Raw genomic sequence first — 18,031 nt, forward strand, 5'->3', positions numbered from 1 at the left:
CACGAAACTCGGCTCGTTACCCGCGTTTCGCTACCGATAACCGAGCACTCGGAGCTTCTCCGTCACCTCCTCCTCGTCCATGCGAACGGACTCGACCGGTGCCTCTTCGACGATCCGTCTCCGGTCGTCCGCGTCGACGACGTGCCAGGGAACGCGTCGCAGCGATTCGTTCGCTAGGTACTCGAAGTGCCCGTACTTGCGGCTCGTAAAGGGAAACAGCCGTTCGCCGAGGAGTTCGCCGTGATCGGCGGAGATGACGGATTTCCCGTCCACCTCTCGGATCAGCCGGTCGGCGTAGGGGAGGACGATCTCGAGGGTTTCCGCGTACGCTTGCCGCAGATCGGTGACGTCGATATCAAACGCGTCGTCCTCGATGATCTCGTAGAGCTGTACGTTCAGCGCGCCGAACCGATCCCCTCGGCCGCCGCGGGACACCGACGAGAGATCGCGCTGGGATGCGATCCGCTGGTAGATCTCGAGCCCGGTCTCGCCGATGAGCGGGACGTGGGGCTGCAGGAAGTGAACGATCAGCCGTTTGTTGGGGTGTCGCTCGTGGGCCTCGAGCGCCGTCTCGACGACGGTTTCCGGGTCGATCACGTAACTGTCTGCCAGGAGATCGGGGTCGAAGATGTCGGCCGCGTCGACGGCCGCCGACTCCGCGACCGGCTCCGGCGGCACCGGATAGATCGCATGAAACACGTCGTCGTCGATATCGGCCGTGAAGGCGTTACCGCTGACGTAGACGGTGTCGTGGTGTTCTCTCTCCGCGAAGTTCGCGTCGATCCACCCCGGGCTGCTCGAGCCGGCGGACAACCGCGACTCGAGGCGCCCGTCGATCCAGTTCATCTCGGCGAAGAAGTCGTATCGACAGGCGTCGAGTACGAGGAGCGTGTCCCAGTCCTCGTCCATGACGTCGGTACCGCTCCCGTGGCGGAGTTCGAAGAGCTCTCGGTGGGCGGACCAGAGGTACTTACAGAGCTCCGTCCAGACGAGTTGTGGTTCCCGGATTCCCTTGCGAACGCTCTGTAACGAGTATTTCGTAAACGGCATTCCCACGCTAGACTGTGCCGGGAACGTCACATATAAAACGGGGGCGGGCTGCTGCTGGCGAGAATCCCGTCAGGTGTGTGAGACCGTTCGCGTGAAAACAGCGTCCTCGTAATCTAGAGCGAAGACCGAACGGGACCGATCCGGTACTACGGTCCGGCATCGTATACTCGTGAAACGGCGTTTCTACGGCGAGGTCGGGACTGTAACAGCGAACCGCCGACGGTTCACTGCTGTGCAGCGACGATCTCACCGAACTTCTCGCGGACCTTCTCGACTTTCGGGGCCGCGTGCATCGTACAGTAGGCGTCGTTCGGGTTCTTCTCGAAGTAATCCTGATGCTTCTCCTCGGCGCGATAGAAGGTCTCGAGAGGCTCGAGTTCGGTCACGACGTCGTCGTCGTACTCGGAATCGAGGGCCTCGATGTAGGCCTCGGCCTGCCGTTGCTGCTCGTCGTCGTGGTAGAGGACGAGCGAGCGATACTGGGTTCCCACGTCCGGCCCCTGCCGATTGAGCTGGGTCGGATCGTGCGTGGCGAAGAACACCTCGAGCAGGTCGTCGTACCCGATCGCGTCGGGATCGTACTCGACCTGGACGACCTCCGCGTGGCCGGTGTTGCCCGAACAGACCTCGCGATAGGACGGGTCCTCGACGTGTCCGCCCGCGTAGCCGGAGGTGACCGACTCCACGCCCTCGAGTTCCTTCATCGCCGCTTCCGTACACCAGAAACAACCGCCGCCGAACGTGGCTCGTTCCATACTCCGTCGTAGGGTGCGACCGAGGAAAGATGTGACGGGTTTAGTAACCACTGAAAGTCGTTGCACATCTGATCGCACGACAGCGTTGCGATCAGTATGTGAATCGTTTCAGTGGCTACTATAGGCCAGGCGATCCCCGGCGGACCGACCGTCTCCCATTCGCGACCCGAATCGCGTGCGAAGGGATTTGGGGGTGGCTGACAAACGCCGGGGTATGTCCTGGGACACAGTCAGACTCGAGTGGGACGGCGACGTGGCGACGCTGACAGTCGATCGACCCGACGCGCTCAACGCGTTGAACGTCGAGACGCTCGAGGCGATGGGCGAAGCGATCGAGGAGGCCGCGGCCGAGGACGCACGCGTACTCGTCCTGACGGGTGCCGGCGACGCGTTCATCGCCGGTGCCGACATCAAGTATATGCGCGATCTCTCCCCGGACGCCGCCCAGGAGTGGGGCGACCTCGGCCACGACGTGGCCGACGCGCTCGAGGCGTTTCCCGCGCCGACGATCGCGGCGGTCAACGGCTACGCCTTCGGCGGCGGCTGCGAGATGGCACTGGCCTGTGACCTGCGCGTCGCCGGCGAGTCGGCGCTGATCGGTAACACGGAGATCGATCTGGGCATCATCCCCGGCTGGGGCGCGACCCAGCGGCTGCCGCGACTGGTCGGCGACGAGACGGCGCGGCGAATGATCTTCCTCGGGGAGCGCCTCGACGCCGACTCCGCCGCGGAAGCGGGGCTGTTCGGCGAGGTCGTCCCCGACGACGACCTCGCGGACGTCGTCGACGAGTTGGCCGACCGACTCGCCGCGAAACCGGCCTTCGCGATGCGGACCGCCAAACAGTCGATCAATCAGCGCCACGAGGGGCCACAGGGAAGCGGCCTCGCGTACGAGAAGCGCGCCTTCGCGAGCCTCTTCGGCACGCACGACCAGCGCGAGGGGATGGCGGCGTTCGTCGAGGATCGAGAACCGGAGTTCGAATAAAACGGGGAACGTCGACTGACGGCCGCCGACCGCTAGCCGTTGACTACTATTCGCTGGCCACTGACCGCTGATTACTATCTACTGGCCGCTGACCGCCGACCGCCTATCGGTCGTCGACGCGCCACGTGAGCACGACGCCGTCGTCGAGTCGTTCGATATCCGCGAGCTCGAGCGTCGGAAACTCCGCGACGAACCCCTCGCCGTCGGCCAGCGTCGGGGCGTCGCGACCGCCGATGATCTTCGGGGCGACGAACACCCGGAGCTCGTCGACCAGGCCGGCCTCGAACAGCGAGAAGATGAGTTCGCCGCCGCCTTCGACCATTATTTGTTCGATCCCCTGCTCCTGTAGCGCCGCGAACGCTCGAAGGAGATCGACTCGGTCGTCGCCCGCGGTGAGCAACTCGGCGTGATCGGCGAGTTCCAGCCGCCGATCGACGGGCGCGGCCTCGCTCAGGCAGAGGTAGGTCGTCGCCGCGTCGTCGAGGATCGCCGCGTCCGTCGGCGTCCGTCCGCTCGAGTCGACGACGACCCGTGCGGGATTCGCCGATCGCCCCGCCTCGCGGCGCTGATCCCGCAAGTCGTCGTCTTTGACGGTCAGATGGGGGTCGTCGGCGAGCACGGTGCCGACGCCGACCGCGACCGCGTCGCTCTCGGCCCGCAGTCGGTCGACGCGCGCGAAATCGTCCTCGCCGCTGATCGCGAGCTGTTCGCGGCGGCGCGAGGAGAGTTTGCCGTCCGCGCTCGCGGCGGCGTTGACGATAACGTCCATACCCATGGTGTAGCAGCGCTCCTAAAGAAATCCCCGTCTCACCGTTCGTCTTCTCTTTCCCCGGGCGGCGAATCCCCGCTCTCGGGTGTGCTATACGCTCCTATATAGCGTTCAATACGAAACATATAAACGACTTATCCTGTTTCGCTGGACAGTTCGAACGCACAACACGTGACGACCGCCAACTCCGCGTTCGACGACTCAGTATCGTTCGACCACCGGCACATCGACCTCGAGAACCGGGACGACGTCTACGTCGTGGGTGACGTACACGGCTGTCTCGACTCGCTCGAGGCGTTGCTGGACACGTTGGAACTCGGCGCGAACGATCTCGCCGTGTTCGTCGGTGACCTGGTCCGAAAGGGACCGGAGAGCAAGGCCGTTCTCGATCGCGTCAGGCGGTCGCCGCGGCTGGTCTCGGTCCGCGGCAACAACGAGCGAAAGCTGCTCGAGGGAGAGGCCTCGCTGCCGGCCCTCGATGCGGTCGACTACCAGTACTTAGAATCGCTGCCGGCGGCGATTTCGTGGGACGGCGGCCTCGTCGTTCACGGTGGGGTCGATCCGAGCCGAGCGCTATCGTCGCACTCGGGGGACGACGTGCTGACGATGCGGTCGCCGGACGGCGACGGCTACGACGGCCCGTTCTGGTTCGAGACCTACGAGGGGCCGCCGCGGGTCTTCTTCGGTCACACCGTTCTCGCGGAGCCGATCGAACGGGAGTGGGCAGTGGGGCTCGACACCGGCTGTGTCTACGGTGGGAGGCTGACGGCGTACGACGTTTGCCGCGGAGAGTCGATCAGCGTGGCCGGAACCGGCCACGTCGAGCGGTCGTCCGAGAAGATCGTCACGACCGATAACGAGTGAGATGCGGGGGATTCGGGGATGAACGAACGAAACGCGACGGAGAACGACGACCGAGTATCGACGGACGAACAGACACCTGACTACACGGTGACCAACGACGCGGAGTTCTCGTTTCGGTCGTTACTTGACGAGGACAACGTGACCGACGCGGATGCCGACGCCGAGCGGAGCGCCCGATCCGACCAGGGCGACGAGACCGAAGGGACGTCCGAGTCGGTGTCGGAATCGACGACGGACGCTGAACTGATGGGGGAGACGGAGGCCGGACCGACGTGGGGACCCGAGCGGAGCGACTCGACCGCCGATTCCGACGATGCCGACGAGGCAGACGAGGCAGACGAGGCAGACGAGCGGACGACCGATGCGGAATCAGCTCCGGACGACGTCGATCCGGCAGCGGAAAGCGTGGTACTCGATCACACTGGCGCGACCGCCGAATCCGAATCGGCGACGGATCCGGACCGAGACGCGTTACCGGTCGCCGCGTCCGCCGACACCCGGCCGGCGCAGCCGGACGTCGATCTGTCGGATCCGTCCTACTATCTGAACCGCGAACTCAGCGAACTCGCCTTTCAGCGCCGCGTCCTCCACGAGGTGCTCGACGAGGACAACCCGCTGTTAGAGCGCGTGAAGTTCCTCGCGATCGTCACCACGAACCTCGACGAGTTCTTCCGCAAGCGCGTCGGCGGGCTGAAACAGCAGATCGCGGCCGGCGTCACGGAAGAGACGCCCGACGGACGCACGCCCTACGAGCAGTGGGAAGCCGCCCTCGAGGAGGCCCGGCCGCTGTTCGAACAGCAGGCCGAGTGTTACCGCGAGGAGATTCGCCCAGCACTGGCCGACGAGGGGATTCACATCGTCGACTACGACGACCTCACGGTCGTCGAACGCCAGCAGTTGCGCGAGTACTTCGAGAGTTCCGTCCTGCCGACCCTGACCCCGCTGACGTTCGACCCGGCCCACCCGTTCCCGTTCATCTCGAATCAGAGCCTCTCGCTCGCCGTGTTGACGCGGGAACGACCCGGTGAGGAGTTGACCTTCTCCCGGGTGAAGATCCCGCGGAATCAGCTGCGGTTCGTCCAGTTCGGCGACGACACGCGGTACGTTCTCTTAGAGGACATCGTCCGGGCAAACCTCGATCTGCTCTTCCCCGACGTCGAGGTCGTCGACACCGCCCTCTTCCGAGTGACGCGCAACGCAGAGGTCAGACGCGACGAGGAGGTCGCCGAGGACCTGATCGAGATGATCGAAGAGGTCATCGAGGAGCGGCGCTTCGCGACCGCCGTCCGACTCGAGATCGAGCGCGACGCGCCCGAGAGGGTCCGCGAGATCCTCACGCGCGAACTCGATCTCGACGATCGTGAAGTGTTCCACCTCGACGGCCCGCTGGATTACCGCGATTTCGCCGACCTGACCGACCTCGATCGCCCCGACCTGAAGCTCCCCGAGTGGTCGCCCCAGCCGCATCCGCGACTGGGCCGATGCGATGACGCGACGAACGTCTTCGACGCGATCAGCGACGGGGACATGCTCGTCCACCACCCCTACCACTCCTTCGAGGGGACCGTCCAGCGGTTCCTCGAGGCGGCGGCCAACGACCCCGACGTGCTCGCGATCAAGGCGGCAATCTACCGAACCGCGAGCGATTCACAGATCATCGAGAGCCTGATCGAGGCCGCTCGCAACGGTAAGCAGGTCGCCGTCATGGTCGAACTCAAGGCCCGTTTCGACGAGGAGAACAACCTCGAGTGGGCGAAGAAACTCGAGGAAGAGGGGATCCACGTCGCCTACGGCACGATCGGCTACAAGACCCACACCAAGACCTCGCTGGTCGTCCGAGAGGAGGACGACGGAGTCCGGCTCTACTCCCACATCGGAACCGGCAACTACCACTCCGGGACCGCCAAGAGCTACGAGGACCTGGGGCTGCTGACGGCCGATCGGGACATCGGACAGGACCTCGTCAGGCTGTTCAACTACTTCACCGGCCACTCGATGCATCGGGACTACCGGGAACTCCTCATCGCGCCCGGGAACATGCGCGATCGCTTCGTCGACCTCATCCGGGCCGAAGCCGAGCGCGCACGCGACGGCGAGGACGCGCGCATCGTCGCCAAGATGAATCGGTTGGAGGACCCGGAGATGGTTCGGGAGCTCTACGAGGCGTCGATGGCCGGCGTCGACATCGATCTGATCGTCCGGGACATCTGCCGTCTCCGTCCCGGGCTCGAGGGCGTCAGCGACACGATCGACGTCTACAGCGTCGTCGGTCGCTTCCTCGAGCACTCGCGGATCTTCTACTTCCAGGCGGGCGGCGACGAGCGCTACTACATCGGCTCGGCCGACTGGATGACCCGCAACCTCGACAATCGGGTCGAGGCGATCACGCCGATCGATGACCCGCGCCTCCAGCGTCGGCTCGAGGGCGTCCTCGAGACGCTGCTCTCCGACGATCAGAACAGGTGGGTAATGCGATCGGACGGAACCTACGATCGGTGTCGGCCCGCGGACGACGGGGCGACTACGAACGTCCACGAGACGTTTATGCGCTCCGCAGTAGACGACGCACAGCGCAACACCCGTCCGTAGCGCGGGGTGACTGCGAGACGAGAGCTGCGTGGCTCACAGTACCCGTTTCGTCGGCTCTTCTTCGGCGACCTCCGTGCTGTTTCGACACATCTGCTGTATTGACTGCTTTTCGATGGGAAACACCCTATTTCCCGGCGTACGGACACCGTTCGCGTCAGTGACGACGCTGATACGGAGCAACTACGACACGTATGGATCACTCAATATCACAATTAGCAGTCGCTTTGTACGTGTCGTCGATTCGTATGTCCACGGACCTTCCAGACCCATGAACGGATCCACCGGCGGTTACGGCGATCGGTCACCCCGACAGCGACTGGACGCGGCCACGCGGTACTCGACCGACGAACTCGACCTCGAGTCGATCATCGTCCGATACGAGGACCGGCCCGATCGGTGTACGATCACACCGCGGGAGTGTTCCGACTCGGAGCGGATAACGACCTGGCTCTCGGCGGACGTCGGGGCCATCGTCGACCTCGCCGACGTTCGATAAGCCGTGATCGCTCTTTGACGCGAATCGCGCGTCATCGATACCGTTCGGTTTCGATCGGATCGGTACCGATACCCGGTCGATATTCTCATCTATATATCTCTATATACGTCAACCATTATCGATGTATATATACTAACCAATAGAGGGCAAAAATACCGTAGATAGGCCCCATACTAGCAGAAATGGGCCGGTCTCTATCTCTCTATAGACTAGTGGATTTATATTGTTGCAGTCGGAAGCGGTTCGTATGGAGACGCGAAAAGTGCAGGTCACAGGTGGGTCGACCTTCACCGTCTCGTTGCCGAAGACCTGGGCGACGGACAACGACGTCAGCAGCGGTACCACAGTCGAATTCTATCCCGAAGGGGACGAACTCCTTCTGACGCCCGAACGCGAAACTCGACGCCAGGAAGGGACCCTGGACGTCTCCGGACTCAAGGACGAGGAACTGATGCGGGCCGTCATGACGATGTACGTCAGCGGGTTCGACGTCATCTCGCTCGAGGCGGGGCGGATCACGACCGAGCAACGCAGTGCGATCCGCGACGCGACCCAACGACTCGTCGGCGTCGAAGTGTTAGAGGAGACCAGTGACAGCGTAGTCATCCAGGACCTGCTCGACTCCTCGGAGCTCTCGATCGTCAACGCCGTCACGCGCATGCGCCTGATCGCCCAATCGATGCTCGAGGATGCGGTGACGGCGCTGATCGAGAACGACGACGACATCGCCTATGACGTGATCGACCGCGACGACGACGTCGACCGCCTCTGGCTGGTCGTCTCGCGGATCTTCCGTGCGACGCTGCGATCTCCCCGCGCGGTCGAGGAGCTCGGCGTCTCCCGCGAGGCCTGTTTCGACTATCACTCGAGCGCCCGCCAGCTCGAGCGGATCGCTGACCACGCCGTCAAGATCAGCGACATCGCGCTCAAACTCGACGACCTCCCCGCCGACGTGGCCGACGCCATCCACGGCCTCCACGCCGAAGCCGCGACCGTCTTCGAGCAGTCGATGGACGCGCTGTTCGCCGACGACGCCGACGAAGCCAACCGGCTCGGGCACGACGCGCTCGCGGCCGTCGTCGAGATCGACGAACACACCCGCCAGATCGACGATATGCTCCGCGACCTCGAGCCCGCACAGGCCCAGTCGCTGGGACTGATCGTCGACTCGCTGTCCAGAAGCGCCGACTACGGCGGCAACATCGCCGAGACGGCGCTCCAGAAGGCGGCACCGCGGCCCTGAATCGACGTCGAGACCGGAATCGAAATCGACGGACCCTGACTCGTTTTTCGTCGTATCAGTACTCGATAGACTCCGTGCCGGCTTTAACCCGCGCCGGAACGAAGGACGAGAGCATGGAGTACACGCGCCTCGGCGAGACGGGACTGGAGGTCTCGCGGCTCTGTCTCGGCTGTATGAACTTCGGGACCGACCAGCCGTGGATGGTCCACGACCGCGAGCAGGCCCACGCAGTGATCGACCGCGCGCTCGAACTCGGTATCACCTTCTTCGACACGGCCAACGTCTACTCGCACGGCGAGAGCGAGGAGATTCTCGGAACCGTCCTCGCCGATGCGGACCGCGACCGGTCGGAACTCGTCGTCGCGACGAAGGTGTACGGCCCGATGCACGAGGGACCGAACGGCGAGGGACTCTCCCGGAAACACGTCCTCGAGCAGGCCGACGCCAGCCTCGAGCGGCTGGGAACCGACTACATCGATCTCTATCAGATCCACCGCTGGGACGACGAGACGCCGATCGAGGAGACGCTCTCGGCGTTCGACCGGCTCGTCGAGACGGGCAAGGTACGGTACGTCGGCGCGAGCACGATGCCGGCCTGGAAGTTCATGAAAGCGCTGCACGCGGCCGACGTCGACAACTACGAGCGCTTCGTCTCGATGCAGTGCGAGTACAACCTCGTCGACCGCCACGAGGAGGCGAACGTACTGCCGCTGTGTGCCGATCAGGACGTCGGGGTCATTCCGTGGTCGCCGCTGGCCGGCGGCTTCCTGACCGGCAAATACGAGCGAGACGAGGATCGGGACTCGGGACGGGCCGCGACGGACGAATTCATGCAAAAACGGTTCACCGAGGAGAACTGGGCCGTTCTCGAGCGAGTCCGGGACGTCGCCGACGCCCACGACGCGACGCCGGCGCAAGTGTCGCTCGCCTGGTTGCTCCACCAGGACACCGTCGACGCGCCCATCGTCGGTCCGCGGACGATCGACCACCTCGAGGACAATATCGGTGCGCTCGAGATCGATCTCAGTCATAGGGACCTCGAGCGGCTGGCGGAACCGATCACGCCCGTCTGGAACCCCGATATCGGAGACGTGTGACGCGACGTGCGGCGGTAGTCGATAGGAAACGGGATCGACAGAGACACTCTCCGCTATCGGACGGTGCTGCCACGAATCGCGGTGACCCGAAAATCAGTCCGCGTTAGTCGATGAGAACGGCGTTGACCTGACCGGTCTGTCCGGGACGGGAGGTGACGCGGGCCTGCCCTTCGCTCGTCTCGATGACTGCTCCCTTCGTGATGATGTTTCGGCGGATGTAGTTCGGGTTGGCGTCGTTCTCGACGACGTCCTCGATGTCCGCAGAGACCGTCTCGTCGCCCTTGTTGACGCTTGCAACGTCAGTCGAGAGTGCTCGAGTCTTCGTGACGTTTCCGCGAGCGTCGACGGTCCGGAATCGCTGTTCGCCGACCTCCGTCTCGGTCGGGAGTCGACCGAGTTCGTCCTTGCGTCGCTTTCGAACGTTCTTCAGTCGGCCACCGGTTCGCTTGCGCGTAGAGCGTCCCTGATCTTGCATACCCGGTAAAAATCCGGGCGTATACTTGAATGCACTGCTACGACCTTTTGCTCTGCGGGCGCGGCAAAGCCGCGCCCTCGGCAAAACGTCGATGAAAAGCACTCCTCCCTCCGTTCCGGGCCGCTTCGCGGCCCTCCACATCGGTCGTCGGCCCGCTCGCTCACTGTGTTCGCTCGCGGTGACTCGAAGTAGACCGCACTCATTCGTCCGGAACCAGACAGTAGGCGTGGCCGGGCTCCTCGAGCACCGTCTCCTCGTCGTCGTCGTAGTAATTCGAGAAGACGCCGCGCTCGGCGTAGTAGATCCGGTCGCCCCGCGGGATCGCACCGCTAGTGACGTGGCCGCGGTTTTCGACCCGCCAGCGCCGATCGCCGGTCGCTCGGTCGAGGGCGTACAGGTGCGTATCGTAGGATCCGACGAGGATCGTCTCGGCCGTCGCGGTTATCGACCCGATGACCCGGCCGCCGACGTCCGCCGACCACAGTTCGTCGCCGGTCGCGGTATCGAGTGCGTACACGTGGTCGTCGTCGCTCCCGACGTAGACGACCCCCTGCCGGGGATCGATCGCTGGGTTCGACATGACGATATTGCCGGTCTCGAACGACCACTCCTCACTTCCGTCCGCGAGATCGAGTCGGTAGAACCGGCCGTCCCAGGAGCCGACGAAGGCCGCACCGTCGTAGGTCGGGATCGTCCCCTTGATCTGTGCGCCGAGATTGAATCGGCCACCTGCCATCGATTCGCCGTCGGGGCCGCCCCCGCCGCCGGCCTGGAACGACCAGGCGAACTCGAGCGAGGGGAACTCCCAGCAGTAGACGACGCCGTCGTTCGAGCCGGTGACGAGCCGACCGGTCTCGCAGTCGATCGCCGGCGAGGGGTGGGGCATCCCCCAGAGGCGGTCGTCGCTCCAGGTCGGATTCCCGGTCGCGGCGTCGAGCTCCCAGAGCGTGCCGCTGGCGGGATCGCTGTACTCGGCGAGCAGGTACAGGTTGCCGTCGATGTAGGCTGGACTCGAGCCGATCGCGATCGCGCCGCCGAACTCGCGCGCCGCCGTTCGCCAGATCACGTCGCCGGAGTCGATATCGACGGCGTAGCAATCGCCGTCGTAGCCGCCGATGTAGGCGGTGCCGTCGACGATCGCCGGCGTCCCGTGAAATCCGAGGCTCCTGGAGGCGCCGGTATCGATGCGCCAGCGGCGCTCGCCGCTCGGCGTGACGGCGTCGATCCGCCCGGTATCGCTCGCGATTAGGATCGTCTCCCCGTCCGGCGTCGGTCGGGGCGTCGACTTGGCCGCCGTGTGCCCGATGCGGTTAGTGGGGAACGACCAGTCGACGCGAACGTCGGAGGGAACGGTCTCGTCGGGATAGTAACCGTAGCGGCGCAGTCCGCGCCGAAACATCGAGATGTCCTCGTCCGCGGGCAACGGGACGTACCCGTCTCCGGTTTCGGCAGCGGCAGCGACGGTGGAACAGTCGGGCGGCGACCGATACTCCCGCCCGACGCAGCCGGCGAGACCGATGGTCCCCGCAGTTCCCGCAGTACAGAGCAGCCGCCGTCTGGTCACCCGAGCGCCATCGGTTTCGCGACCGGTGCGATCGGAGTCAGCGACGGAGACGGAGACGGTGCGCTCGGGCCCGTCTTCGCGGCGGTCGGCGGCGTGCTCGCTCACGCGTTTACTCCTGTTGGGCGTCGACGACCGCGACACCCGCCAGGTTCACGATGTCCTTGACCTCGTCGCCCCGCTGGAGGACGTGGACCGGCTCGTCCATCCCGACCAGCATCGGGCCGATGGCGTCGGCACCGCCCAGTCGCTGGAGCAGCTTGTAGCCGATGTTGCCCGACTCGAGGTTCGGGAAGACCAGCACGTTCGCGGGCTCCTCCAGGTCGGAGAAGCCGTAGGTGCCCTGCAAGATATCCTCGACGACGGCGGTGTCGGCTTGCATCTCGCCGTCGACGGGGAAGTCGACACCGGGGTCGTCCTGCAGCATCGAGGCCGCCTTGCGGGGTTTGCGCGTCCCCTCGTTGTCGACGCTGCCGAAGTTCGAGTACGAGAGCAAGGCGGCGCGCGGTTCGATGTTGAACCGGCGTGCGAGCTTGCCCGTCTGTTTGGTGACCTCCGCAAGGACTTCCTCGTCGGGGTCCTGATTGACCGTCGCGTCGGCGACGAAGATGACGCGGTTCTTGAACGTCAGCATGTAGACGCCGGCCGCGTAGTCGACGTCCTCGTCGGTACCGACGACCTGCAGCGGCGGGCGGAGCGCCGAGGGGTAGTGATGCGAGAGGCCGGTCAGCAGGGCGTCAGCGTCACCCTGTTCGACCATCACGCTGCCGAAGTAGTTCGAGTCGCGTTCGATGAGTTCGCCGGCCTCGCTCCGCGTGATGCCCTTACGAGCGCGGAGTTCGTGGAGACGGTCGGCGTACTCCTCGTAGTCGCCGACGGACGGATCGGCGACCGTCGGATCGAAGTCCAGCCCGAGATTCGCGGCCGTCCCCTTTATCTCGTCCTCGTCGCCGATCAGGATCGGCAGGGCGATTCCCTGCTCCTGAATCTGGTAGGCCGCTCGAATCATCTTCTCGTTCTCGCCCTCCGCGAGCGCGACCGTCTTGGGGTCGCTCTTGGCCTTGTTGAGGACGACCCGCATCATCTCGCGGGACTTGCCCAGGCGGGCCTCGAGTTCCTCCTCGTACTCGTCTAAGTCGAGTTCGGTGCGAGCGGCGCCGGACTCCATTGCGGCCTCGGCGATCGCCGGCGCGACGCGGAAGAGCACGCGCGGGTCGACGGGCTTCGGGATGATGTAGTCGGGGCCGTACTGAATCGGTTCGTCGCCGTAGGCCTTGACGACCGCGTCGGGGACGTCCTGTCGGGCGAGTTCGGCCAGCGCCTCGGCACAGGCGACCTTCATGTCCTCGTTGATCTCGGTGGCGCGCACGTCGAGTGCGCCCCGGAAGATGAACGGGAACCCGAGGACGTTGTTGACCTGATTCGGGTAGTCCGAGCGGCCGGTGGCCATGATGACCGTGTCGTCGCGGGCCGCTTTCGCCTCCTCGTAGCCGATCTCGGGGTCGGGGTTGGCCATCGCGAAGACGATCGGGTTGTCGGCCATCGATTGGACCATCTCCTGATCGACGATGCCGCCGATCGAGAGGCCGACGAAGACGTCAGCGCCCTCCATCGCGTCCGCGAGGCCGCCTTCGGGGAGGTCCCGGGCGAACTGCTGTTTGTACTCGTTGACGTCGCCTTCCTCCGCGCGGGCCTCGGTGATGATCCCCGAGGAGTCACACATCGTGATGTTCTCCTTCCGGACGCCGAGCGACTCGTAGAAGCGGGCCGACGCGATCGCGCTCGCGCCGGCGCCGGAGAAGACGACCTCGAGTTCATCGAGATTCTTCCCGGCGATATCGGCGGCGTTTATCAGCGCAGCGCCGGAGATGATCGCGGTGCCGTGCTGGTCGTCGTGAAAGACCGGGATGTCGATCTCCTCGCGCAGGCGTTCTTCGATGGTGAAACAGCCGGGCGCTTTGATGTCCTCGAGATTGATCCCGCCGAAGGTTGGCTCCATCATCTTGATGGCCTCGACGAGCTTGTGGGGGTCCGAGTCGTCGAGCTCGATGTCGAAGACGTCGATGTCCGCGAAGCGTTTGAACAGAACGCCCTTCCCTTCCATGACCGGCTTCGACGCCTGTGCGCCGATATCGCCGAGGCCGAGTACGGCCGAGCCGTTCGAGACGACGCCGACGAGATTGCCCTTTGCCGTGTACTGATAGGCGTCGGTCTCGTCCTCGTCGATCTCGAGACACGGCGCGGCGACGCCCGGCGAGTACGCGAGCGAGAGGTCGCGCTGCGTGTTCGTCGGTTTCGTGGTCGATATCTCGATCTTTCCCGCCGGATCGGTCCGATGGTACTCCAGTGCGTCTTCGTCTAGTCCCATACCGGGGACACTGCGGGCGACTACTAAAAACAATGTGAAGGTGACATTCGACGTCTGTCGAAATATACGGCTGTCCGGCTATCCACCGCTCCCCATGAGAAAAGATGACGATTCGACCGTTTTATACGCACCGCGGGAATGACGTGGGGTATGGACGTCGCGCTTGGTGGGACCTTCGACCCCGTTCACGACGGTCACCGACGGCTGTTCGAACGGGCGTTCGAACTCGGGGACGTGACGGTCGGGTTGACCAGCGACGAACTCGCGCCGAAAACACGAGACGTCGACCGACGGGTCCGATCGTTCGACGAACGGAAGGCGGACCTCGAGTCCGAACTCGAGTCGATCGCGGCCGACCACGACCGCGAGTTCGAGGTCCGGATGCTCGAATCGCCGACGGGAATCGCGACCGAACCGCAGTTTGACTATCTGGTCGTCTCGCCGGAAACTCGCGAGGGCGGCGAGCGGATCAACGAGATCCGCCAGGAACGCGGCCACGACCCTCTCGAGGTGGTCGTCGTCCCGCACCTCCTCGCTGACGACGGCGACATCATCTCGAGTACGCGGATCGTCAAGGGCGAAATCGACGAGCACGGAAACGTCACTGACGGCGACTGACGCGGCCGCGGTCTCCCGAGTCAATTGCGACCGCCGTACGGCAATTCCCGATAGCTATCTGCTCATGTTGTTCGTTCTCGTATCGTATACTTATGCCGAATCAGTCCGTCACTGGGCGGTAAACGGTCGGGTGTACGACGCTGTTACCAGCGCGGCGGCTCGAGACCCGCCGACTCGAGCAACTCCTTCCAGCGGGATTGGATCGACAGTCGAGAGACGTCCGCGGCCTCGGCGACCGCACCCTGTGTGCGGCCGTCACCGGCGACGAGCGAGCCGGCATAGAGGCTGGCGGCCAGCACCGCTCGCTTCGAGCGATCGGACGCAGGAACGTCGGTGAGGAAGAGATCAACCGCACACGATCGCGCCTCCGACGAGAGCTCTAAGCGCTCGGCGATCTCGGAGAGCTCCTCGAGCCACGGTTCGTACTCGATTCGATCGCGGGCGCTGTGCATACTGCCGGGTATCGGGTCGGACGGCATAAACCTACGGTCGCGCTATCGCAGCACACCGCTCGGACGACATCGCACGAAACGGCTCGCCAATGATGCACTACGGTTGGCAACGTTCAGATACGAATATCTCGGGAATACGGCCGTTCTCGGCTGATTTCACTAGGAGACGACTACTAAACCATCCGTCGACCCAAGCGTAGAGACACCGTCGTTGGGGGCGGTTCGCACCTCTCTATGAAAGAGCCAACCTGCAAACTCGTCTGTACCGGCTGCGGGCTCGAGATGCCGTACCGGGAGCGGTCGCTGGCCGAACAGGCTGCGGAACTACACCAGCTTCGCGACCCCGAGCACGTGACGTTCATCGTTCCGCCGGACTGGTCTCCGGAGGAACCAGTGAAACACTGTTAGATCCGCTCGAGTACGACCGACGGGTCGAACTCGTGGGCGGGCGGTTCGGCCAGCGGTCGGGGCGGCGCTAGCGCGGACCGACAGGTACTTACTCGATTCGTGAAAACTCGGTTGTGAGCGCGGGTAGCCAAGCTAGGCCAACGGCGCAGCGCTTAGGACGCTGTCCCGTAGGGGTCCGCCGGTTCGAATCCGGTCCCGCGCATGTTTCTCCGAGCAATTACGCGAGGAGAAACATCGCCGACCAGTTCGAACGAGAGAAGACGCGCGCAACGGAGTGAGCACGTCTTCGCGTTGTTTGAATCCGGTCCCGCGCATTCAATCCTGCTCGAGTCTTGCGGTTTTCTTTCTGCACACAACCATGACGGCCAAGCAAAGGAACAGTGTGGCGTTCAAACCGAGAGCGGACGCACCAGTGAGTTTGATAGCTACGGACCCACAGGGTCAATCGGTCGAGTATGATTTTGATTCGCCTAGGGCGAAAGTGGTTCTGGAGGTATTGTCTGGACAGGTGCATCTCCAACAGACGGAACCGCTACAGATACTATCCCCCTCGGCGGCGATCCCATGGCGCTGTCACCCGGACGTAGCAGATAACTCCGAGGAGGAGCAGGCTATAGAACTGCCACCGGGACCACGTAGCCCCCAGTGCCAGCAGTGTGACCAAGACAACCCACAGACCGACGACGAGCAGGTCTGCGACCAGCCGTCCCGCGATCATGACCTTTCGTCGGAGCGTTGCCTGCGTCAGTGGCGGAACGCTGTGCGTTGGTGGGTCGTCGGTCATCGGCCACCTCCTGACGTGATTTTCGCGAGCAGCGAGCCGTTCGATACTGGGTAGAGTGGGGAGAGCATCACTCTCAGAAGTGGTAGCCGTACTGATCGGTGAGCTGATAGGCGGTCGTTCCCCAGATGTAGTTCTGCCCCGGCCACCAGGTCCGAGCGTTGTTAAAGCCGGCGACGAGCACGCCCCGATCCGGGGCGGCGGGATCCGCCCGGAAGCTCACGGAGCCGCTGTCGCCGTCAGCCATGTCGCGTTCGTTACCCCATCGGAGCTGACCGTACCGGGGTGACTCCCCAGTGAGCGACGTGACGGCGTCGATTCCCTCGATCTGACCGGTCGTATGACCGGTTCGCGCACCGACTTTCTCGAGCGACTCACCACGGGCAACGAGGTCGGCCAGGCCCAGCCGGGTGAACTGACCGCGGACGCGCACTTCCGTCGGACCGGCGATCACGCTGTCGGGACGGTGCGGCCCGTCCGGGGCGACTGCGGCCACGTCCTCGATCGCATGGTCTGCGTAGACCCGACCCAAAGGGACCTCCTGTCCATTCTCGAGCGGGAGCACGAGTACGCCTTGTCCGGGTTCGGATCCCCGAAAGGTATGGCTGGCCGTTGCGAACAGCCTCCGCTCTGCGCTCGGATCATAGAGAGCCGGCGTGACCGTCGCCCTGCTGTCGTCCGCTCGGCAGGAGACGCCGCCGGGGACCCGGCCGTCGTCGACATTGGCGACGCGCCTGAGCGGCCCGCCGTCCCGCTCGTTCGTCGCCGCCTCGCCCCGAACGACTCGATTGACGTCGTACGCGACCTCGTCTAGTACCGTCTCGAGGAACGGGAGCGTCTGGTCGAAGTCCTGCGCGGAGATGTCGACCGTGATCGATGCGCCCGGTTCGGCGTAGTCGCCCGGAACGACCGCGCTGCCGAGGTAGCCGGTGATCCCGGACTGGGCGAGACGCCGGTTGAGTTCGAACGCCTTCCTGACCGCGGCGTACCAGTCGGCGGGAACACTCTTCGTTCGCTTCTCAATCGTCCACGGATCGCTCGGATCGGGTCTGACGAGGGCGGTGATGACCGAGACCTCCCCACCAGCTGTGCCAACGACATCCTCGACGCCCAGCAGTTGAGCGACGCCGAGCGCGTAGCCGGCCGTGCCGACCGTCCGAAGGAATTCGCGGCGGCCGTTTCCGCTCATAGGGCGCTGGTTCTGGGATGGTAGTGGCGTCATCTCTCTTCTAGGGAGGCACGTACACACGCACCGCGGTACCCGCTTTCAGACGTGGTGATGTGCCCAGTTGTAATGGATATGATGACAGTTCTCAATATGTGAAAGTCAGACAGACAGTATTGATAGGAAGGGATAGCAGGTGCTCTGCGAAGAGACAATCGAGTACGAGCAGGACGAGACGTTCGACGGCGATTCTCACCGCAGACGGTTTTGTTCTTTCGAACGTAGAAATCCTGATTTCGGAAATCGTAATTTCCGTATCGTGCTGACCCGGGTTTGTGCGAGCGATAGCGTGACT

The 18,031-nt window shown here is 64.1% G+C and carries 17 protein-coding genes and 1 tRNA gene; 9 read left to right on the forward strand and 9 right to left on the reverse strand.

All coding sequences use genetic code 11. The features are described from left to right. Window positions 1-30: 30 nt before the first annotated feature. Entirely contained in the window at window positions 31-1,050 is a 1,020-nt protein-coding gene (locus LDH66_RS04145; protein WP_226480941.1) for a hypothetical protein, read from the reverse strand. A gap of 224 nt (window positions 1,051-1,274) precedes the next feature. After that, window positions 1,275-1,805, reverse strand: coding sequence for a peptide-methionine (S)-S-oxide reductase MsrA (gene msrA, locus LDH66_RS04150; RefSeq protein ID WP_226479810.1), 531 nt, complete (start codon window positions 1,803-1,805; stop codon window positions 1,275-1,277). A 214-nt stretch (window positions 1,806-2,019) separates the two neighbouring features. On the opposite strand from msrA, the gene LDH66_RS04155 reads away from it, so the two are divergent. Continuing rightward, window positions 2,020-2,790 carry an enoyl-CoA hydratase/isomerase family protein gene (locus tag LDH66_RS04155; protein WP_226479811.1) on the forward strand — a complete coding sequence of 257 codons (771 nt, stop codon included), beginning with the start codon at window positions 2,020-2,022 and terminating at the stop codon, window positions 2,788-2,790. 103 nt (window positions 2,791-2,893) lie between these two features. Here the strand turns inward: LDH66_RS04155 and LDH66_RS04160 are convergent, their stop codons facing one another. After that, complete coding sequence (locus LDH66_RS04160) at window positions 2,894-3,559, reverse strand: 2,5-diamino-6-(ribosylamino)-4(3H)-pyrimidinone 5'-phosphate reductase (protein ID WP_226480942.1); 666 nt, start codon at window positions 3,557-3,559, stop codon at window positions 2,894-2,896. A 171-nt stretch (window positions 3,560-3,730) separates the two neighbouring features. Between LDH66_RS04160 and LDH66_RS04165 the strand changes: the two genes are divergently transcribed. The 5 genes from LDH66_RS04165 (at window position 3,731) to LDH66_RS04185 (ending at window position 9,848) form a co-directional block, all read left to right on the forward strand. Continuing rightward, window positions 3,731-4,423, forward strand: a complete 693-nt coding sequence (locus tag LDH66_RS04165) for a metallophosphoesterase family protein (protein WP_226479812.1) — start codon at window positions 3,731-3,733, stop codon at window positions 4,421-4,423. 18 nt (window positions 4,424-4,441) lie between these two features. Further along, window positions 4,442-7,012 (forward strand): polyphosphate kinase 1, encoded by a 2,571-nt coding sequence (gene ppk1 / locus LDH66_RS04170; protein WP_226479813.1) that lies wholly within the window; start codon window positions 4,442-4,444, stop codon window positions 7,010-7,012. Between the two features lie 268 nt (window positions 7,013-7,280). Then, complete coding sequence (locus LDH66_RS04175; protein ID WP_226479814.1) at window positions 7,281-7,508, forward strand: DUF7511 domain-containing protein; 228 nt, start codon at window positions 7,281-7,283, stop codon at window positions 7,506-7,508. A 247-nt stretch (window positions 7,509-7,755) separates the two neighbouring features. Further along, entirely contained in the window at window positions 7,756-8,751 is a 996-nt protein-coding gene (locus LDH66_RS04180; RefSeq protein ID WP_226479815.1) for a phosphate uptake regulator PhoU, read from the forward strand. Window positions 8,752-8,864: 113 nt separating this feature from the next. After that, a complete protein-coding gene (locus LDH66_RS04185) occupies window positions 8,865-9,848 on the forward strand; it encodes an aldo/keto reductase (protein ID WP_226479816.1) in 984 nt (327 codons plus the stop codon). A 103-nt stretch (window positions 9,849-9,951) separates the two neighbouring features. Here LDH66_RS04185 and LDH66_RS04190 read toward each other — a convergent pair whose 3' ends face one another. The 3 genes from LDH66_RS04190 to LDH66_RS04200 all read right to left on the reverse strand — a co-directional run bounded on the left by LDH66_RS04190 (window position 9,952) and on the right by LDH66_RS04200 (window position 14,252). Further along, window positions 9,952-10,323 carry a 30S ribosomal protein S8e gene (locus LDH66_RS04190; protein ID WP_226479817.1) on the reverse strand — a complete coding sequence of 124 codons (372 nt, stop codon included), beginning with the start codon at window positions 10,321-10,323 and terminating at the stop codon, window positions 9,952-9,954. A 199-nt stretch (window positions 10,324-10,522) separates the two neighbouring features. Then, on the reverse strand, window positions 10,523-11,992 hold the full coding sequence (locus LDH66_RS04195; protein WP_425492884.1) for an outer membrane protein assembly factor BamB family protein: 1,470 nt from the start codon (window positions 11,990-11,992) through the stop codon (window positions 10,523-10,525). Window positions 11,993-11,996: 4 nt separating this feature from the next. Continuing rightward, entirely contained in the window at window positions 11,997-14,252 is a 2,256-nt protein-coding gene (locus tag LDH66_RS04200) for an NADP-dependent malic enzyme (RefSeq protein WP_226479818.1), read from the reverse strand. Window positions 14,253-14,402: 150 nt separating this feature from the next. Between LDH66_RS04200 and LDH66_RS04205 the strand changes: the two genes are divergently transcribed. Next, on the forward strand, window positions 14,403-14,870 hold the full coding sequence (locus LDH66_RS04205) for a phosphopantetheine adenylyltransferase (RefSeq protein WP_226479819.1): 468 nt from the start codon (window positions 14,403-14,405) through the stop codon (window positions 14,868-14,870). Between the two features lie 143 nt (window positions 14,871-15,013). Here LDH66_RS04205 and LDH66_RS04210 read toward each other — a convergent pair whose 3' ends face one another. Then, the gene (locus LDH66_RS04210) at window positions 15,014-15,322 is read right to left on the reverse strand and encodes a transcription initiation factor IIB family protein (protein ID WP_226479820.1); all 309 of its coding nucleotides are present in this window, start codon (window positions 15,320-15,322) and stop codon (window positions 15,014-15,016) included. A 234-nt stretch (window positions 15,323-15,556) separates the two neighbouring features. Between LDH66_RS04210 and LDH66_RS04215 the strand changes: the two genes are divergently transcribed. Then, complete coding sequence (locus LDH66_RS04215) at window positions 15,557-15,730, forward strand: hypothetical protein (RefSeq protein ID WP_175480011.1); 174 nt, start codon at window positions 15,557-15,559, stop codon at window positions 15,728-15,730. A gap of 117 nt (window positions 15,731-15,847) precedes the next feature. Further along, a tRNA-Leu gene (locus LDH66_RS04220) sits at window positions 15,848-15,932 on the forward strand. 339 nt (window positions 15,933-16,271) lie between these two features. Here the strand turns inward: LDH66_RS04220 and LDH66_RS04225 are convergent. Further along, the gene (locus LDH66_RS04225; protein ID WP_226480965.1) at window positions 16,272-16,514 is read right to left on the reverse strand and encodes a DUF8119 family protein; all 243 of its coding nucleotides are present in this window, start codon (window positions 16,512-16,514) and stop codon (window positions 16,272-16,274) included. Between the two features lie 73 nt (window positions 16,515-16,587). Continuing rightward, a complete protein-coding gene (locus LDH66_RS04230) occupies window positions 16,588-17,700 on the reverse strand; it encodes a hypothetical protein (protein WP_226479821.1) in 1,113 nt (370 codons plus the stop codon). Window positions 17,701-18,031 lie beyond the last annotated feature (331 nt).

It is taken from the genome of Natrinema amylolyticum (assembly GCF_020515625.1).
GTDB lineage: Archaea > Halobacteriota > Halobacteria > Halobacteriales > Natrialbaceae > Natrinema > Natrinema amylolyticum.

Bases quoted from the DNA above. Each gene is read 5' to 3' on its own strand.
- LDH66_RS04205 (WP_226479819.1), top strand. From the start codon at position 14,403: ATGGACGTCGCGCTTGGTGGGACCTTCGACCCCGTTCACGACGGTCAC.
- LDH66_RS04200 (WP_226479818.1), bottom strand. From the start codon at position 14,252: ATGGGACTAGACGAAGACGCACTGGAGTACCATCGGACCGATCCGGCG.
- msrA (WP_226479810.1), bottom strand. From the start codon at position 1,805: ATGGAACGAGCCACGTTCGGCGGCGGTTGTTTCTGGTGTACGGAAGCG.
- LDH66_RS04145 (WP_226480941.1), bottom strand. From the start codon at position 1,050: ATGCCGTTTACGAAATACTCGTTACAGAGCGTTCGCAAGGGAATCCGG.
- LDH66_RS04190 (WP_226479817.1), bottom strand. From the start codon at position 10,323: ATGCAAGATCAGGGACGCTCTACGCGCAAGCGAACCGGTGGCCGACTG.
- LDH66_RS04155 (WP_226479811.1), top strand. From the start codon at position 2,020: ATGTCCTGGGACACAGTCAGACTCGAGTGGGACGGCGACGTGGCGACG.
- LDH66_RS04225 (WP_226480965.1), bottom strand. From the start codon at position 16,514: ATGACCGACGACCCACCAACGCACAGCGTTCCGCCACTGACGCAGGCA.
- LDH66_RS04180 (WP_226479815.1), top strand. From the start codon at position 7,756: ATGGAGACGCGAAAAGTGCAGGTCACAGGTGGGTCGACCTTCACCGTC.
- LDH66_RS04160 (WP_226480942.1), bottom strand. From the start codon at position 3,559: ATGGACGTTATCGTCAACGCCGCCGCGAGCGCGGACGGCAAACTCTCC.
- LDH66_RS04210 (WP_226479820.1), bottom strand. From the start codon at position 15,322: ATGCACAGCGCCCGCGATCGAATCGAGTACGAACCGTGGCTCGAGGAG.
- LDH66_RS04185 (WP_226479816.1), top strand. From the start codon at position 8,865: ATGGAGTACACGCGCCTCGGCGAGACGGGACTGGAGGTCTCGCGGCTC.
- LDH66_RS04175 (WP_226479814.1), top strand. From the start codon at position 7,281: ATGAACGGATCCACCGGCGGTTACGGCGATCGGTCACCCCGACAGCGA.
- ppk1 (WP_226479813.1), top strand. From the start codon at position 4,442: ATGAACGAACGAAACGCGACGGAGAACGACGACCGAGTATCGACGGAC.
- LDH66_RS04215 (WP_175480011.1), top strand. From the start codon at position 15,557: ATGAAAGAGCCAACCTGCAAACTCGTCTGTACCGGCTGCGGGCTCGAG.
- LDH66_RS04230 (WP_226479821.1), bottom strand. From the start codon at position 17,700: ATGAGCGGAAACGGCCGCCGCGAATTCCTTCGGACGGTCGGCACGGCC.